We start from the raw sequence: 17,557 nt of genomic DNA on the forward strand, positions 1-17,557 counted from the left end.
TGGTGGCCGGGTGGGGAGGCGGGGCGGGAGGTCTGCAAGGCCCCGTCAGGGGCCTCAAATATCACCCATGCGCGCCGAATTCGTTGGCGATCGCGGTGCTGATCCTCAGCGAGAGCGCATGGGCGCGCGCAATCGGCGTGAGGCAATCGCGCTCGATCGCGCCATAGCCTTCCTCGCCGCCATCAGGGTAATCGCTCTGTTCATCCAGCGGGAAATCGCGCGGACCCGGAATCCGCACCGGGAAGGCGCGCCGCAGCTGTGCCAGTGCCTCGTCGACGCGCAGGGTCAGCACCATCTCGATCACGTCGCGGCGGCTGATGTCGTTGGCGCGGCTGAACGCGGGGACCGACACCACCTTGAGGAACATGTGTTGGAGCAGCGCCAGCCGCAGCGCCTGCAACACTCCGATCCGGCGGCGCACATGCTCGCGCTCGGGGTGGGGCGCCTCGTCCGGGATGAGATCGGTCAGACGGTGGAATTTCAGCGCATCGATCCGCAGGCGCGAGACCAGCCGGCGGAACACTCCGGTGCGATCGTCGCCGACCAGATACTCGGCCAGCGCCGCGCAGGCACCGGCGAGATGATCCTCGGTCCCGCGATAGGTGCGGCTGGCCCAATAGGCCGAGTTGAACAGCTCGCCATAGGCCGCCATCGTCTTGATGCTGGCCAGCGAATTGGCGGCGCGCACCAGTCGCAGCAATTGCCGCCCGCGCGCACTGTCCGATAGCAGCGCGGCCACTTCTTCGCGGTTGGCATCGGCGGCGCTGCCGACCCCGGCGATCACGTTCACCGGGTAGCCGAGCTGCTGGAGGATCGCGTTGTGCGGGATCGCGCGGATTTGCCGCAGGCTCATCTCGCGGTCGGCGTTGATGTCGCTCTGGCGGCGCGAGACGCGGCTGCCGGTGGGGTTCAATAGCCCGAGGCCGAAGGCCGTCACTGCGCGCGCATAGGTGCGGCTGGCGAGGTGATCGCCCTGATGCTCCTTGATCGCGCGGTAGAAATCGAGGCTGATATCGGTGCGGTGGTAGAACGGGTCGGCGGGCGCGGCGAGATCGGCCTCGGCGGGGCGCAGTTCGGCGATGCGGGTGAGCGTCGCCAACGCGAGTTCGGGGGTGGCGAAGAACAGATAGCCGTCGCCGCCTTGAAAGCTGACCTCGGGCTCCAGCCGGATGCCTGCGCGGGCAAAGCGCCGCCGCGCCCAGGGCGAGAGCGGCCATTCGAGCCGGTCGCGCAAGCTGGAGGGGTGCGCGCCGCGACCCATGCTTTCGCCGTGGGTGTTGAACACCAGTGCGGCGAGATCGCCCAGTCCATTCGCCGCCATTGCTTCGGCGAGCCGCCCTTGCAGGCGCTCGATCGCGAGGCTTGCCGGGATCTGCCCGACGAACCGGCCGGCATCCGAGAACCCGGTCTGCACCGCCACGCGGCCGCGTTGCCGCGCATAGGCGCGGTAGGCAGGCTCAGCCAGCAGCGCGTCGAGGAAACGGCCGCCGTGCTCCAGCGCGGTCTCGGTCTCGAACAACGGCGAGACATCGACTTTGTCCTCGACCCCGAACAGGCGTGCGAAATAGAGCGCGGCGAGCACGGTGGCGGGCTGTTCGCATTCGGCCACCAGCATCCGGATCGGTGCATCGGCATCGATGTGCTTCACGATCTGCGCCATCGCGATGAACTGCCGGATCGCGGTCGAGCTTTCGGTCGCGAGCGCGGCAAAATTGGTGCGTAGCGGACGCGCCGCGTCCACCATCGCGCGCAGCGTGGCGAGTGCGCTCTTGCTGGCGAGCTCGATTTCCTCGCCTTCGGGCAGGCGGCGGCGGATCGCGTTATGGAGCTGCTTGGCGTTCACCCGGAAGTGGATCCACCCCATGCCGAGGCCATCGGCGCGCATTGCGGCGGCGAGGGTGAGCAGGCGGGCCGCGCGCTCGGCGGGGGCCTTGTCCGCTTCGGCTTCCAGCGCATCGATCAGCGGGCTGAGTGAGAGCAGGTTGTCGGGGCTGTGGGTGGTCAGCCGGTTGGCGGCCTCGGCCAGCGCTTCTCCGCTGGCGAGATCGCCTGCGAAATCGGCCGCTCGCGCCGCAGCGAAGGCGGTGGCGGGGCGCAGTGTGGCGAGCAGCGCGTGGGCCGGATCGATGCTTTCGAGCGCGGCGGTGTAGCGCGCCAGCCGTTCGGCCTTTTCCTGAAGGCGGAAGGCGATCGAGGTGTGCCAGCCGATATCGGTGCGCCCGTCCATGTCGTAGCCGACCCAACTGGCAAAGCGGAACGGGAGCGGGCGAAGCGTCCGCCAATCGTCTGGCCAGCGCGCCTGCGCGGTCTCGAACAGGCGGGCGACGATCGCATCGCGCGCGTCCTGCGCTCTCGCCATTGCCGCCATTGCCGCGCCGTGTTCGGCTTCGAGCGTGACGGCGGTGTGCGAGGGCGGGACGGCGCAGACCGCGTCATCGACCTCGCCCGGCGCAGAGGCGGAGACGGCGACCGCTTCGGCCTGCGCGGCGGAGAGCAGGAAGGTCGGGTGGGCGGTGAACACCGCGTGCAGCTGCGGGTGCTCCCAGCGCTTGGCGAAGGTTTCGAAATCCTCCTCCGCGCCAGCCAATGGCGCGGCGCCCGAGGCGGGGGCTGCGAGCAGGCCCTTGAGCTTGTTGGCGCGCGCCTTGAGGCCATCGCATTCCAGCATGGCGACCAGTTCGGTCACCTCGTCGAGCGTCAGCTCGCCCGCTTCGATCCTGCGCGAAAGATCGAGCGAGAGCTGGAACACCGGATTGAACAGCGGCGTTTCGCGGGTGCGCTGGTGCAATTCGCCCAGCCGCGCCTCAAGTTCTGCGATGCGCTTCATGCGCTATCCCCGTGCTCGGCGAAGTAGGCGGCGGCCGCGCCGAACAGGCCGGGCTGCGGGTGGACGATCAGCTTGACCGGGATCGAGGCCATCAGGCTTTCGAACCGGCCCTTGGCCTTGAACCGCGCGGCGAAGCCCGAAGCGAGCAGCGTGTCGCGGATGCGGTAGCCAAGCCCGCCTGCGATCACCACGCCCGCAAAGCCGCCCTGCGCCAGCGCGAGATCACCCGCGACCGATCCAAGCGACAGGCAGAAGCGGTCGATCGCGGCGGCGGCAAGGCTGTCCTCGCCGCTGGTGCCAAGGGTCCAGATTTCGATCGCGTCGCGTTCGGGCACGGTGCGCCCTTCGAGCGCGGCAAGCGCATGGTAGATATCGACGATGCCGGGGCCGGCGACCACACGCTCGACCGACACGCGCAGGTGGCGCTGGCGCAGGCGGGCGAGGATCGCGTCCTCGATGCTGTCCAATGGGGCGTAGTCGATATGGCCGCCCTCGGTCGCCTGCACGCGGTAATTGGCGCCCGAGCGCCACAGATGCGCAACGCCCAGCCCGGTGCCCGGCCCGATCACGCTGATGGTGCCTTCGCGTCCCAGCGGTTCTTCCGGCCCGGCGAGATGGAGGAACTGGCTGTCATCCGCGCGCGCCACGGCATGGGCGACCGCAGCGAAATCATTGACGATGGTGAAGCGCTCGACGTCCAGCTTTTCGGGGATCAGCGCGGGGCGGATGATCCACGGGTTGTTGGTGAAGCGGATGACGGGATTGAGGTTGCCCGGGCTGCCGACCGGCCCTGCAATAGCCATGCTGACGGCGGCGGGCAGGCTGCCGCCCTTGCGGTCGCGGAATGCCTCCCACGCGGTCTGGAAGCTGGCGTGATCGGCGGTGTGGAGCGTTTCCGGCTCGTCGAGGCTGATCGCACCATCATCGGCCATCGTCGCAACCGCGAAACGCGCATGGGTCCCGCCGATATCGACCGCCACAACTTCGCGCATGACCCTGAACTCCCCGTGCGTCTGCATCAGGGAAAAGGCCTTAGCAGGCGGCGCGCGGGATTCCCACGCGCCGCATACTTATTCAAGTTTCAGTGGCCGGCGACGCCCATTTCGGCGAGCAGGCGGTGCGCGCCGTCGACCTTGTCCATGGTCCACAGCATGAAACGGCTGTCGACGTGGATGGTGCGGTTGATCTTGGGATCATACATCCAGTCGCTGACCACGCCTTCGATCGTGCCGTCGAAAGCGAGGCCGACGAATTCGCCGCGGGCATTGAGCGTCGAGGAGCCCGAGTTGCCGTTGGTGATGTCGACGGTCGAGAGGTAGTCGACCGGCAGCGTGCCGAGTTCGGGCGCGATGTAGCTGCCGTAGTCCTTGGCCTTGATCAGCTCGACCATCTTGTCGGGCGCGTCGAATTCGCCGCGGCCCGTGTGCTTGGCAACGATGCCCTCGGCGGTGGTGAAGGGCGTCCAGATTTGCCCGTCGACAGCCTTGCCGGTGACCTTGCCATAGGTGAAGCGCAGCGAGCCGTTGGCGTCGGGGTACATGGTCTTGCCCTGCGAGGCGGCATAGGCGAGGCGGGCTTCCATGACCTTGGAGCGGGCCTTCTGGACTTCGCCCGAACGCGCCTTTTCCTTGGCTTCGCTGGCCATCGCCTCGTCATAGGTGGCGACGGCGAGCTGGATGAAGGGATCGCCGGATGCCTTGAAGTCGGCGACCGACTTGCCCATCCACTCCATCCGCTTGGCCGTGTTGCCGAGCTCGGTTGCGGCGTAGAAGGTTGCAAGGTCGCGACCTTCCATGAAGGCATCGAAGGCCGCGCTGCGCTTGTCGGCGGGCAGGGTGCGGTATTCGGCGATCCCGTCAGCCCACAGCGCCTTGTCGATTTCGGCGACATAGCGACGCTCGATGACCTGGAGGCGCTGCGTCATGAAGGCCTTGTCGCGCGCCTGGTAGCCGGGTTCGCGATCCTTGTCGGGCTTGGCCTGTTCGTTGGCCCAGCGGTAGAGCGTGCGCGCCGCGCTGTAGAGCTGGCCGCGCCCGAGCAGCCCGCGCTTGGCATCGGCGAGCGCTTCGGCGTTGCTTTCGGCAATCAGGCGGTCGAGTTCGGCGAGGGCCGGGCCATATTGCTCCGCGCGCTTGGGATCGGCGGCGATCCAGCTGCGGAAACCGGCTTCCTCGGCCTGCTTCTTGGCGGTCAACGAGATAGCGTCGGCCCCGGCGAGCTGTCCGGCGATTTTCTTCTCATAGTTCTCGACGCCCTGAAGCGTCGCGGCATAGGCGATGGTGGCGGCCTGATTGCCGGCGGTCAGTTCGTCGATCCGGTCGCCATAGGTGGCCAGCATGTTCTGCTGATAGGGGTAGAGCTCTTCGTAGTAGAACCGCGCTTCCTCGGCGGTGCGCAGGCGTTCGGTGGTGCCGGGGAAGCCGGCGACCATGATGAAATCGCCTTCCTTCACGCCCTGCTTGGCGATCGGCAGCCAGGCCTTGGGCTTGAACGGCACGTTATCCTTGCTGAACGCGGCCGACGAGCCATCGGGGGCCACGTAAGCGCGGTAGAACGAGAAGTCGCCGGTGTGGCGCGGCCACATCCAGTTGTCCTTCTCGCCGCCGAAATTGCCCACGCCCGCCGCCGGAGCGTAGACCAGACGCACGTCCTTGATTTCGAGCTGCTGCTGGAGCCAGTACTGCTGCCCGCCGAAATAGGCGCGCACGTCGCAGCGGCGGTTGGCCTGCTTCTCGCACGCCTCGATCAGCGCGGTGCGGTTGGCTTGCAGGCGGTCATAACGGGCGCGGCCTTCGAGCTTGTCGGCGCCCTTGAGCATCGCCTTGGTCACATCGCGCAGGTCTTCGATCACATAGATCCGGCTGCCGGGGGCGGCGGGCAGTTCATCGCCGAGCGTCTTCGCAAGGAAGCCGTTGGTGAGGTAATCGTTCTCGGGCGAGGAATTGTACTGGAGCGAACCGGCAACGCAGTGGTGGTTGGTCGCCACCAGACCCTGCGGCGAAAGGAACGCCGCCGAACAGCCGCCCAATGAGGCAATCGCGGTCAGCGGCGGGCGGTTCAGATCGCCCAGCGTGGTCGGATCGAGTTCGAGCCCTGCCGCCTTCATCTCCTCGGCAATCGCGCCGGTCTGGCTCGGCAGCCACATCCCTTCATCGGCTTGGGCCATGGCGGGGATCGAAAGGATCAGGGCACTGACGCCTGCACGCAGGAACAACTTCATCGCGGGTCTTACCTTGTCTGGATGCCGCGCCCCCGGTCGGGGTGCGGTCAATGGGAAGAGGGTGGCCGCAAGGCGGCCGGGTGCGGCGTGTTAGGGCACTTGGGCGGGGTGTGAAAAGACCGAATCTGACCATTCGACAAAGTGCTGACGGGGACAGGCCAGCGCCGACTGCGGCGCCTGGCCATTTGCCTCTTGCGAATGATTATCACTTCCGACTAAAGACAGGCCGAACCAATTTCCCCTTCCGGCACAAGGATACCGCTTCCCATGAAAACCACCCTCAAGCTCTGGACCCAGCTCGGCCTTGGCACTGCGCTTGCGGGCGGGATGCTGGCGGCGTGCGGCGGCGAGGCGGGTGGTGAAGGCGGCGAGGGTGCGAGCACCCAGGCAGCCGCTCCGGGGGAGGCTGGCGCAGCCGGCGGCGAAGGCGAAGGTGGCACCGGCGAAGGTGAAGGCGGCGGCGCGGCCGCTGGCGGCGAAGGCGAAGGCGGCGTTGCGGTGGCCGATGCGGCCAAGGATCCGGTCGCCTATGGCATCGCGCTCGCGGTGACCGAAGCCCACGTCGTCGCCGCGCGCGATGCCTATGCGGCGGGCAAGAAGGATGCCGCGGCCGAAATGTTCGCCCACCCGGCCGCCGAAGTGCTGGTGGAAATGGACCCGGTGTTCGCCAAGCTCGGGGTCAAGGATTTCAAGCCGCTGCTGACCGATGCCTCGGTCGCCGCGTCCGAGGGCAAGAGCGTGGCCGAGGTCAACGCCGCCTATGACAAGATTATCGCTGCGCTGCGCGGAGCGGCGGCCAAGGCACCTGCCAGCGAGGCGAGCAAGGCCAAGGTTGCCACGGGCGTCATCACCGACATGATCGAACGCGCCAGCGCGATGTACCGCATCGCGGGCAAGGGCAGCACTTACGAGCCCTATCTCGACGGCTATGGCTTTGCGCGGGTCGCCGCGAGCGCCTTCGCCACCTCGGGCGGCGCGATCAAGGCCGAGAACGCGGCGCTCCATGCCCGCATCACCGAGGCGTTGGCGCTGCTCAAGCAGGCCTATCCGGGCGCCGCGCGACCGGCCAAGCTGCCGGTTGAAGCAGGCGCGCTGTCGGGCGCATCGGCCAAGGTGATGCTGGCCGCCGCGAACTAATCGCGCTCGGCAAACATCCCTGCCACCATCGGCTGCAGCCCGGCGTGAAACCGCGCCAGCACGGCCCAGTCGCCAACCTGTTCGTAGTGGGTGACGAGGTTTTCGCCATCCCAGCGGTGCAGCGCATAGCCGGGCGGTTCGGCCACGATCAGCTCGCGCGCGTCGGGCGTGTCGGGGTCGATCGGTGAAAGGTCCATCGCTACCAGCGGCGCAATCGCGGGCGTGATGCCGAGCGGGATGCCGGCAAAGCGGGTGCTGATCGTGCGGTGAAGATGCCCGCAATGGATCGCCTGCACCTGCCTCTGGCCCTCGAGCACGGCGGCGAGGCGGGTGATCCAGGGCTCGCCGGGGGCAGGATCCATCCAGTCGATCCCCGCAACCACGGGCGGATGGTGCATGAAGATCAGCGTCGGCGTGTCCGGCGCTTCGGCAAGGCGGGCGGCAAGCCATGCCGCGCGACTTTCGCAGAAGGCTCCGCCGTGGCGGCCATCCTCCAGCGTATCGAGGCAGATGATCCTCAGGCCCAGCGGTGCGTCGACGACATAATGCGCGAAGCCATCTGCGGCGGCCTCGACCTGCGGGAAGGCGGCGAGAAAGGTGGCGCGGCTATCGTGATTGCCGACCATCGGCAGGATCGGGCAGGGCAAGTCTGCCAGCAGCGTGCCGAGCTCGGCAAAGCTGGCGGCATCGCCGTTTTCGGTCAGATCGCCGGACAGCACCAGAAAGTCGGGGCGGTTGGGGCCATCGGCAAGCCGCGCGAGCGCAGCGCGCAGGCGCACCAGATTGAGCTCCTCGCCCGCCTCATCAGGCGCAAAGCCGACATGAATATCAGTCATCTGGGCGATCAGCACCGCCCGCGAGACTGCCGCTTTTGCCCCCATTACCCATCCCTAAGCGCCGCCAGTTACGGCATAATTTCGCTTTTTATCACGTTTTCCGGCGCGGCTATAGAGGGCGTTTGCTAACGCGAAGTGACCGCCGCTCAGATTGCGGAACTGAAGCGGCGCGGCGCCAGTGCGCGGTAGGCATCGAACAGCGCGGCGATCACCCGGGCATAGGGAAGCCCGCCGGGCAGGATGGAGAGAACTGCGCCATCGAGCGCGGCGAGACCGGCCTGCGTGAACGGGGCGAGCCGCGGGGCCACTTCGGCGCGCAGATCGTCGGGCAGCAGCACTTCGCTCCGGCACAGCAGCGCCTCGATCACCGCACCGCGGCGCTGGTCTTCGGGGCTGCGGATGATGCCGTGGCTGGCCGAAAGGCGGCCCTCGCCCGACAACTGGCGATAGCGCCCGGTGTGCTTTTCGTTCTGTGCGAAGAGCTGCGGGAAGCCGCTGATCGCGCTTGCGCCAAGGCCGATCAGCACTTCTGCCGGATCATCGGTAAAGCCCTGGAAATTACGGCGTAGCGTGCCGCCGCGCACCGCGCGGGCCATCGGATCATGCGGCAGGGCAAAGTGATCGAACCCGATTGCGTCATACCCTTGCCCGGTGAGGATGCGGTGCGCCTCGCTCGCCATGGTAAAGCGCGTCTCGGCAGCGGGAAGCGCGTCCTCGCGGATCATCGTCTGGCGCGGCACCATGTGAGGCACGTGCGCATAGCCGAACACTGCGATCCGGTCGGCGCCGAGCTTGTGGGCATAGGCCAAGCTGTCTTCGAGATCCGTCTCGGTCTGATGGGGCAGGCCATACATCAGATCGAAGTTGAGCGAGGTCACCCCTCCTGAGCGCAGCCAGTCGACGCTGCGACAGATCATCGCCAGCGATTGTTCGCGCCCGATCGCCTTTTGGCAATGGGCGGCGAAAGTCTGCACGCCCATGCTGGCGCGGGTGATGCCGGTGGCAGCGATGACCTTGCCCCACGCCGAGGTCAGACTGCGCGGATCGAGTTCGATCGACCATTCGGGGGCGAACAGCGGCAGATGGGCGTGGAGGCTATCCACCAGCGCGAGGAAATCGCCGGTCTCGATCGCGTTGGGGCTGCCCCCGCCAAAGGCGATGCGCCGCACCCGCGCGCCTTGGGGCAGCAAGCTGCCGACCGTCGCGATCTCCTGATGCAGCGCGGCGAGATAGGCCTCGACCCGCGCGCGCTTGCCCGAAACGGCGGTGTTGCAGCCGCAGTAATAGCAGATCTGCTCGCAGAACGGGATATGGAGGTAGAGTGATATGTCCCCCACCGCCCCGGCAATCGCACGTTCGATTGTGCCTTCGTCGAGCATGCCGAAATCGGCAGCGGTGGGGTAGCTGGTGTAGCGCGGCACGGGAGTCGCGAGCAGCTCTGGGTGATAGGTCCACATGGGGTGCTTAGAGCGGCTCAGGCAGGAACGGTCTTTGCGCCAGATCAAATCCGGCGCTTGTCCTTTTCGCGGCAGGTGCCCGCGTGGCAGCCCTTGGGATGGCAGAAGCCGTCGTCCTCGGGCGCATTGCCATCGCCAAGGGGAATGGTGATCGTGCCGCCGCCACACAGCTTGGCGGTGATCGTGGTCTCGGTTGCGGGCAGCGGGCCGATCATCACCGGCACCAGCGCTGCGAGGGCGAGCGGAAGGGCGAGGCTCATGGCTCCTCGTCCTCGATCAGGATGCGGTTGGCCGCTCCGTCCATGTCGTCATACTGGCCGTCGCGCATCGACCACAGGAAGGCGACAAGGCCCATCAGCCCCATGCCGAGCGCAATCGGGATAAGGAAGGCGAGACCGGTCATCTTGCGGCTCCCGCAAGGCGTAGCGAATTGGCGACCACCGCCAGCGAGCTCACCGACATGGCAATCGCCGCCACCAGCGGGGTGACAAGGCCCAGCAGCGCGAGCGGCACGGCGAGGAAGTTGTAGAGGATCGAGAAGCCGAAATTCTGCCGCACGATCCGCATCGTCATCCGCGCCACCCGTACCGCCAGCGCGACCGGCATCAGCCCTTCGCCGGTGAACACCGCGTCGGCGGCCTGCTGGCTGGCATCCGAGGCGGTGCCGGGAGCAATCGAGGCATGGGCGGCGGCGAGGGCGGGGCCATCGTTGAGACCGTCCCCCACCATCAGCGGGCGGTGGCCTGCCGCCTTCAATGCCTCAAGCGCGGCAAGCTTGTCCTGCGGGCGGGCCTCGGCCTGCGCGGGCAGGCCCAGCGCCTGCGCCAGCGCATCGACCGGCGCGGCGCGATCGCCCGAGAGGATGCTGGCGGGCAGGCCCTGCGCCTTCAGCGCGGCGAGCGCGGCGGCGGCATCAGAGCGCAGCGGATCGGCAAAGCGGATCGTCTGCACGGTGTCACCGATACGCAAGGTTGTCGCGAGATCGGCGGCGACATCATCGGGCCGTTCGAGCGCGACGGCGATCCCCTGCCAGCGCCCGGCAAGACCGTGGCCGCTTGCTTCGGTGATGGCGGTGACGGCGGCGGGTTGCACTCCTTCGCGCAGCAGTGCGGCGGCGAGGCCCCGGCTCAAGGGATGGCGGCTGGTCTGCGCGAGCGCGAGCGCGATGCTCCGCGCCTCTTGGCAAAGCGCGCTCACATCGGCGCGGGGTTCGCCCAGCGTCAGCGTGCCGGTCTTGTCGAGCAGCGCGACATCGCATTCGGCGAGGCGTTCAAGCGCGCTGCCATCCTTCACCAGCAAGCCGCGCCGCAGCAGCGCGCCGCTCGCCACCACCTGTGCGGCGGGTACGGCAAGGCCCATCGCGCAGGGGCAGGTGATGATGAGCACGGCGATCGCGATGGTCAGCGACTGGTGCCAGCCTGCGCCTGCGATCATCCATCCGGCAAAGGCCAGCGCGGCAAGGCTGTGCACCACCGGCGCATAGAGCCGGCTGGCGCGGTCGGCGATGCGGACATAGCTGCTGCGCGATTGCCCCGCCTCGTCCATCAGCCGCGCGATTTCAGCAAGCGCGGTGTCCTCGGCCACGCGGGTAAGGCGAACGCGCAAGGGTGCGGAAAGGTTGATCGCTCCGGCATGGACCGCGCTGCCCGGTCCCACGGGTTCGGGCGCGCTTTCGCCGGTGAGCATGGCGTTGTCGAGCGCGCTTGCCCCCTCCACCACCTCGCCATCAGCGGCGAGGGCTTCCCCTGCGGCGACCAGCACCAGCATTCCGGGCTCAAGGTCCCTGGCCGCCACGCGCCGGGTCGGGCCGTCGGGGCCGATCACGCTGGCGCTCTTGCCCATCCGCCCCAGCAGCGCGCCGATCCCCGCCCGCGTCCGGGTGCGCATCTCGGCATCAAGCGCGCGGCCCGCGAGCAGGAAGAACAGCAGCATCACTGCGGAATCGAAAAAGGCGTGCGCCCCGCCGGTGATGGTCTCGTAAAGGCTGAGCGCGGTGGCGAGGATGACGCCGATGCTGATCGGCACGTCCATGTTGGTACGCCGGTGGGAGAGCGCCATCCACGCGCTGTCGAAGAACGGGCGGCCCGCATAGGCGATCACCGGCAGGGCAATCAGCGCGGAAAGCCAGTGGAACAGCTCGCGCGTTGCCCCGTCCGCGCCCGACCAGACGCTGACCGAGAGCAGCATCACGTTCATCATCCCGAAGCCCGCGACGCCGAGTGCGCGGTTCAGGCGCTTGCGCTCCTTGCTTTCATCGCCGAGCGGATTTTCAGACACCGGTTGCGCCTCGAAGCCGAGGCCGAGCAGCGCGGCGACAAGCGCATCTTCGCCCAGCGCCGGATCATGCCGGATGGCGACTCGCTTGGCCGAGAAATTGGCGCGCGCGGCGGCGATGCCGGGCAGCTTGGGCAGCTCGCGCTCGATCTTGCCGATGCAGCCGGCGCATTTCATCCCCGGCACGGTAAAGCGCGTGGTGGCAAGCGTTCCGGCATCGTCGGCGGAAAGGTGGGCGGGCGCGTTCACCGGATTTCAGCCTCCCCGGCCCAGGCCTGCTCTCCCGCACGGATCGCGAGACGCACCTGCCAGCGTCCGGGTGCAAGGCTTTCGTTGGAAAGCCAGCGGCCCTGACCCTGCGGCGTAAAGGTCAGCGTGGTATCCTCGCGCGCGCCCAGAGGGCGTTCGGCCGTGGCAGTGATCCGTGCGGCGGCGGGCGCGGCGATGGTTTCCACCACCACCCGCCCATCCGCGCGGCGATGCGGCACGGCCTGCCAGCCCAGCACTTTCGAGGCGGAGGCCTGCTTCAGCCAGCCGTTGTACTTCTGGCTTGCCACATAGGAGTTATCGACCACAGTGCCGTGGAAGCTGCCCACCGCGACGCTCGCCATCAGCAGATTGACCGCGATGATGATCGCAAAGCCGCCGACGAAAATTGCCGCCATGTGCTTGCCGGTAAAGGCTTTCGATTGGCTCGCCATCATTGGTTCTCCGGCATGGCAAAGGTGGTTTCTGCAACATCGCTTTCGCGCTGTTCGTCGCGGCTGGTGAGGCGGAAGGCGAAGTTTTCGGCCCGCTCGCCCGGGGGCAGCATGACATAGGCGCGCACGACCTTGGTCTCGTTCGCCGGAACGCTGACAGTCTGGGTGGGCGCCGCGTTTTCGAGGCTGACAGCCTCGGTCCACATCACCGCGCCGCGCGGCAGGCCTTGCAGCGCAATCTCCATGTCGCGCGGGCGGGCCTCCATGTTCCTGAGCCGCAGCGTGTAGGCATTCCTGACCGAGCCATCCTTCAGCAACATGAAGGGTGGATTGCGATCCGGTGCGACGCTGAGATCGGTGTGGGTGCGGGTGCCGAGCGCGAATAGCAGCCCTGCGCCGATCGCCGCCCACACGCCGAAATAGATGAACACGCGCGGTCGCAGCAGCGCCTTCCACGCCGGTGTGGCAGGCGCGCCCGCGGCTTCGGCCTTGCACTGGTCGAGCGTGGCGTAATCGATCAGCCCGCGCGGGCGGCCGACCTCCTTCATCACCCGGTCGCAGGCATCGATGCACAGCCCGCAGGTGATGCAGCCGATCTGCTGGCCTTCGCGGATATCGACCCCCGTCGGGCAGACGGCGACGCACATATTGCAATCGATGCAGTCGCCGTATTGGTCAGGGTTCTTGGCCGCCTTCTTGAGGCTGCCGCGCTGTTCGCCGCGCCAGTCCTTGTAGGTGACGATCAGCGATTTCTCGTCGAGCATCGCGGTCTGGATGCGCGGCCAGGGGCACATATAGATGCACACCTGTTCGCGCATGAAGCCGCCCAGCCAGAAGGTCGTGCCGGTGAGGATCGCGACCGTGGCATAGGCGACGGGGGCGGCCTTTCCGGTCCAGAAATCAACAGTAAGCGTAGGCGCGTCGGCGAAATACATGATCCACGCGCCGCCGGTCCAGAAACTGATCGCGAGATAGGTGGTCCACTTGGCCAGCCGCCGCGCCGTTTTGCCCGCAGTCCACGGGGCCTTGTCGAGCCGCATCCGCGCGTTGCGGTCGCCATCGAAAAAGCGGTCGACGTGCTGGAACAGGTCGGTCCACACGGTCTGCGGGCAGGCATAGCCGCACCACGCGCGACCCACCGCCGAGGTGACGAGGAACAGCCCGATCCCCGCCATGATGAGGAGGCCTGCCACGAAGTAGAATTCGTGCGGCCAGATTTCGATATCGAACATGTAGAAGCGGCGATTGGCGAGATCGACCAGCACCGCCTGATCGGGGGCGTAAGGGCCGCGATCCCAGCGGATCCACGGGGTGGCGTAGTAGATCGTCAGCGTGATCGCCATCACCGCCCATTTGAAGCGCCGGAAGGGGCCGTCGATCCGCTTGTTGTGGATCGTCTGGCCCTTTTCGTAGAGCGCGCTGCCCATGAAGCCGGCATCCGGTGCCGGGGCGGGCTTGGCGGTGGGGGGTGGCCCGAGCGCCCCGCCCCAATCGCGCGGCCCTTCGGGTGCGGACGGGGTGGGACGATCGAGCTCGTCAGCTTCAGCCATCGCTGTCGGCCTTCGTGGCGGCAGGGGCGGCGGGTTCCGCCGGTGCGGCTGCGGCCGTCGCCGGAGCCGGTTTCTGCCCGCCGCCGCGCGAGTGGACATAGGCGGCGAGCATCTTGATCGTCACCGGATCAAGCCGTCCCTGCCATGCCGGCATGACGCCGTGGCGGGGCGCGCGGATCTGTTTCGTCACCTCGGCCTCGGTGCCGCCGAACAGCCAGATCGCGTCATTCAGCGCAGGTGCGCCCATTGCCGCCATCCCTTCGCCGCCCGCGCCGTGGCAGGCCGCGCAATTGTCGGCGAACAGCTGTGCGCCCGCCGGGCTCGCCTTGGCCTTGCCGCTGAGCGAGAGCACGTGGCCTGCCAGCGCCCTGGTCTGGCCCGCGTCGAACATCCCGTCGAAGGCCGGCATGAAGTTGGCGCGGGTCTGCTCGGCACCCTCCCAGCGGATGCCGTGGGTCAGGGTGTACTGGATGTCGGTCAGTGTGCCGCCCCACAGCCAGTCATTGTCATTGAGGTTGGGATAGCCCGGCGAGCCTGCCGCGCCCGAGCCGTGGCACTGCACGCAATTGACCTTGAACGCGGCCTCACCCCCGGCGATGGCGGCCTGCATCAGATCGGGATTGGCGGGCAGGGCTTCGATATCGGTCGCGGCAATCTGCGCCACGGTGCCCGCCCGCGCCGCATCGGCGGCGCTCATCGCCTTGGTGAGATCGCCGCGGCTCGACCAGCCGAGCGTGCCTGCCGTCGCCCGGTCGATCAGCGGCCAGGCGGGGTAGAGCACGACATAGACGAGGCTGAACAGGATCGTCGCGTAGAAGGTGTAGAGCCACCAGCGCGGCAGGGGGGTGTTGAGCTCCTCGATGCCGTCCCATTCATGGCCGACGAATTCGGTGCCGGTGGGCTCGTCGATGCGCTTGTCAGTCATCGTTCTCGTCCTTGAAAATCGAGTGCTTGGCATCCGCGACATGGGGCTTCGCGCCCGGGCGGAAGTGCCACAGGCACAGGGTCAGATAGAGCGCGCAGATGACCGCGAGCCCGTAGCTGTCGGCGAAATGCCGGAGAGCGGTGTAGAGGGTCACCGGCCCGCCTCCTTGCTGAGCTCTTCCTGCGCGGCGGCGCTGTTCACATCGACCAGTGTGCCGAGCATCTGGAGGTAGGCGACCAGTGCATCCATTTCGGTCACGCGGGCCGGATCGCCGTCGAAATCGCGGATCTGCGCCTTGGGATAGCGGGTCGCGAGATCGTCCGCATCGGCATTGGGATCGGCCTGGGCGATCAGATCGGCTTCGGCCCTGGCGATATCGGTATCGGAATAGGGCACGCCCACCCGCTGCAAGGCGGTGAGGTTCGCCGCGACATCGGGCACTTCGAGCATCGTCTCCGCAAGGAAGCCGTAGCTCGGCATGATGCTTTCGGGCACCACGGAGCGGGGCGCCTTCAGGTGATCGACGTGCCAGGTATCTGAGTAACGCCCGCCGACCCGCGCCAGATCCGGCCCGGTACGCTTGGAACCCCACTGGAAGGGGTGGTCATACATGCTCTCGGCGGCGAGGCTGTAATGGCCGTAGCGTTCGACCTCGTCGCGGAAGGGGCGGATCATCTGGCTGTGGCAGACGTAGCAGCCTTCGCGGATGTAGATGTCGCGCCCTGCCTGTTCGAGCGGGGTATAGGGCCGCATCCCCTCGACCTTCTCGATCGTGTTGTCGATCCAGAACAGGGGCGCGATTTCGACGATCCCGCCGATCGCCACGACGCCTAGGGTCGCGGCTGCCAGCAGGGTGACGTTCTTCTCAAGCTTCTTGTGGCCCTCGAACACGTCGGATTGGGGTGCATTCTTGCTCATGTTTCCAGCTTTCCTGACGAGCGCTTATTCAGCCGGTTCAGCGGCGAGCGGCTGCGGGAGGGGGCGGTCGGCGGCATCATCATGCGCGGTCTCGCCCATCGGGGCTTCGACGCGTTGCTTGCCCGCGATGGTCATGGCGATATTCCAGACCATGATGATCGCACCGGCGAGATACATCAGCCCGCCCACGGCCCGCAGGATGTACATCGGGTGGAGCGCCGCGACGGTATCGACGAAGCTGTTCACCAGGTATCCGTCAGACCCGTATTCGCGCCACATCAGACCCTGCGTGATCCCGGCGACCCACATGCTGGCGGCGTAGAAAACGATCCCCAGCGTCGCGAGCCAGAAGTGCCAGTTGATCATCCGCAGGCTGTAGAGCCGTTCCTTCTGCCACAGCCGCGGCACGAGGTAGTAGACGCAGGCGAAGGTGATCATCCCGTTCCACCCCAGCGCGCCGGAGTGCACGTGGCCGATCGTCCAGTCGGTGTAGTGAGACAGGCTGTTCACCGCCTTGATCGACAGCATCGGCCCTTCGAAGGTGCTCATCCCGTAGAAGGCGAGCGCCAGCACCATCATGCGGATGATCGGATCGGTGCGGACCTTGTCCCACGCGCCGTTCAGGGTCATCAGCCCGTTGATCATCCCGCCCCAGCTGGGCATCCACAGCATCACCGAGAACACCATGCCCAGCGTCTGCGCCCAATCGGGCAGCGCGGTGTAGTGGAGGTGGTGCGGGCCAGCCCAGATGTAGAGGAAGATCAGCGACCAGAAGTGGATGATCGAGAGGCGGTAGGAATAGACCGGCCGCCCGGCCTGCTTGGGCACGAAGTAATACATCATCGCGAGGAAGCCCGCGGTGAGGAAGAAGCCCACGGCGTTGTGGCCATACCACCACTGGGTCAGCGCATCCTGCACACCGGCAAAGGCGCTGTAGCTTTTGGCCCCTAGCAGGCTGACAGGCAGCGCGAGGTTGTTGACCACGTGCAGCATCGCGATGGTGATAATGAAGGCGAGGTAGAACCAGTTCGCCACATAGATGTGCGGTTCGCGGCGGTTGAGGATCGTGCCGACAAACACCGCGAGGTAGGCGAGCCACACGACCGTCAGCCACAGATCGACATACCATTCGGGCTCGGCATATTCCTTGCCCTGGCTGATGCCGAGCAGGTAGCCGGTCGCGGCCAGCACGATGAACAGCTGGTAACCCCAGAACACGAAGCGCGCGACGCCCGGTAGGGCCAGCGTGGTGCGGCAGGTGCGCTGCACGACATAGAAGCTGGTCGCCAGGAGCGCATTGCCGCCGAAGGCGAAGATCACCGCGCTTGTGTGCAGCGGGCGCACGCGGCCGAAATTGAGATAGGGTTCGAAATTGAGCTGCGGGAAGGCGAGCTGCGCGGCGATGAACACGCCTGTCAAGAGCCCGGCAATCCCCCAGAACATCGTCGCGATCACGCCCCAGCGGATCACGTCATCATCATAGCGGCTCGGCCCCGGAGGCATCCGGAAGATGCCTTGCGCGCGGGCCAGCGGGTCATAGCTGGTCGCCGTGGCGACAATCAGGATCACGGCGACAAGGCCGACGATCCCCATATGGATGGCAAACCCGCTATCGGGGGTGAGCGCAATGGCCACGATGCTGGCGAGCAGGACAAGCGCCCAGATCCCCAGCCGCTTAACGACTGTTTCCATGTTGAAGTATCCCTTCCGTC

The 17,557-nt window shown here is 67.0% G+C and carries 15 protein-coding genes; 1 reads left to right on the forward strand and 14 read right to left on the reverse strand.

What is annotated here, in order from left to right:
• Positions 1-61: 61 nt before the first annotated feature.
• The 3 genes from BG023_RS05865 to BG023_RS05875 all read right to left on the reverse strand — a co-directional run bounded on the left by BG023_RS05865 (position 62) and on the right by BG023_RS05875 (position 6,047).
• Positions 62-2,827 carry a phosphoenolpyruvate carboxylase gene (locus BG023_RS05865; RefSeq protein WP_069309625.1) on the reverse strand — a complete coding sequence of 922 codons (2,766 nt, stop codon included), beginning with the start codon at positions 2,825-2,827 and terminating at the stop codon, positions 62-64.
• Complete coding sequence (locus BG023_RS05870; RefSeq protein WP_069309626.1) at positions 2,824-3,819, reverse strand: glucokinase; 996 nt, start codon at positions 3,817-3,819, stop codon at positions 2,824-2,826. The genes BG023_RS05865 and BG023_RS05870 overlap by 4 nt, the downstream gene beginning before the upstream one ends.
• Before the next feature lie 89 nt (positions 3,820-3,908).
• Positions 3,909-6,047 (reverse strand): S46 family peptidase, encoded by a 2,139-nt coding sequence (locus tag BG023_RS05875; RefSeq protein ID WP_069309627.1) that lies wholly within the window; start codon positions 6,045-6,047, stop codon positions 3,909-3,911.
• Positions 6,048-6,314: 267 nt separating this feature from the next.
• Here BG023_RS05875 and BG023_RS05880 point away from each other — a divergent pair, with 267 nt between their 5' ends.
• Positions 6,315-7,184: a hypothetical protein gene (locus BG023_RS05880; RefSeq protein WP_069309628.1), complete on the forward strand. Its 870-nt coding sequence runs from the start codon at positions 6,315-6,317 to the stop codon at positions 7,182-7,184.
• On the opposite strand, the gene BG023_RS05885 is transcribed toward BG023_RS05880, so the two are convergent.
• The 11 genes from BG023_RS05885 to ccoN all read right to left on the reverse strand — a co-directional run bounded on the left by BG023_RS05885 (position 7,181) and on the right by ccoN (position 17,537).
• Positions 7,181-8,020 (reverse strand): metallophosphoesterase, encoded by an 840-nt coding sequence (locus BG023_RS05885; protein ID WP_233993087.1) that lies wholly within the window; start codon positions 8,018-8,020, stop codon positions 7,181-7,183. The genes BG023_RS05880 and BG023_RS05885 overlap by 4 nt on opposite strands.
• A 146-nt stretch (positions 8,021-8,166) precedes the next feature.
• Positions 8,167-9,477 carry a radical SAM protein gene (locus tag BG023_RS05890; protein ID WP_069309629.1) on the reverse strand — a complete coding sequence of 437 codons (1,311 nt, stop codon included), beginning with the start codon at positions 9,475-9,477 and terminating at the stop codon, positions 8,167-8,169.
• A 44-nt stretch (positions 9,478-9,521) separates the two neighbouring features.
• On the reverse strand, positions 9,522-9,737 hold the full coding sequence (locus BG023_RS05895; protein ID WP_069309630.1) for a hypothetical protein: 216 nt from the start codon (positions 9,735-9,737) through the stop codon (positions 9,522-9,524).
• Entirely contained in the window at positions 9,734-9,880 is a 147-nt protein-coding gene (gene ccoS, locus BG023_RS05900; protein ID WP_069309631.1) for a cbb3-type cytochrome oxidase assembly protein CcoS, read from the reverse strand. Before ccoS ends, BG023_RS05895 begins: the two co-directional genes overlap by 4 nt.
• Complete coding sequence (locus tag BG023_RS05905) at positions 9,877-12,000, reverse strand: heavy metal translocating P-type ATPase (protein WP_069309632.1); 2,124 nt, start codon at positions 11,998-12,000, stop codon at positions 9,877-9,879. Before BG023_RS05905 ends, ccoS begins: the two co-directional genes overlap by 4 nt.
• A complete protein-coding gene (locus tag BG023_RS05910; protein ID WP_069309633.1) occupies positions 11,997-12,455 on the reverse strand; it encodes a FixH family protein in 459 nt (152 codons plus the stop codon). Before BG023_RS05910 ends, BG023_RS05905 begins: the two co-directional genes overlap by 4 nt.
• Positions 12,452-13,879 (reverse strand): cytochrome c oxidase accessory protein CcoG, encoded by a 1,428-nt coding sequence (gene ccoG / locus BG023_RS05915; RefSeq protein WP_069311165.1) that lies wholly within the window; start codon positions 13,877-13,879, stop codon positions 12,452-12,454. The genes BG023_RS05910 and ccoG overlap by 4 nt, the downstream gene beginning before the upstream one ends.
• Before the next feature lie 115 nt (positions 13,880-13,994).
• Positions 13,995-14,927: a cytochrome-c oxidase, cbb3-type subunit III gene (ccoP, locus tag BG023_RS05920; protein ID WP_069309634.1), complete on the reverse strand. Its 933-nt coding sequence runs from the start codon at positions 14,925-14,927 to the stop codon at positions 13,995-13,997.
• The gene (locus tag BG023_RS05925) at positions 14,920-15,081 is read right to left on the reverse strand and encodes a CcoQ/FixQ family Cbb3-type cytochrome c oxidase assembly chaperone (RefSeq protein ID WP_069309635.1); all 162 of its coding nucleotides are present in this window, start codon (positions 15,079-15,081) and stop codon (positions 14,920-14,922) included. The genes ccoP and BG023_RS05925 overlap by 8 nt, the downstream gene beginning before the upstream one ends.
• Positions 15,078-15,845 carry a cytochrome-c oxidase, cbb3-type subunit II gene (ccoO, locus tag BG023_RS05930; protein WP_069309636.1) on the reverse strand — a complete coding sequence of 256 codons (768 nt, stop codon included), beginning with the start codon at positions 15,843-15,845 and terminating at the stop codon, positions 15,078-15,080. Before ccoO ends, BG023_RS05925 begins: the two co-directional genes overlap by 4 nt.
• 24 nt (positions 15,846-15,869) lie before the next feature.
• Positions 15,870-17,537 (reverse strand): cytochrome-c oxidase, cbb3-type subunit I, encoded by a 1,668-nt coding sequence (gene ccoN, locus BG023_RS05935; RefSeq protein WP_069309637.1) that lies wholly within the window; start codon positions 17,535-17,537, stop codon positions 15,870-15,872.
• Positions 17,538-17,557: the final 20 nt, after the last annotated feature.

This window comes from Porphyrobacter sp. LM 6 (assembly GCF_001720465.1).
In the GTDB taxonomy this organism is placed as follows: Bacteria; Pseudomonadota; Alphaproteobacteria; order Sphingomonadales; family Sphingomonadaceae; genus Erythrobacter.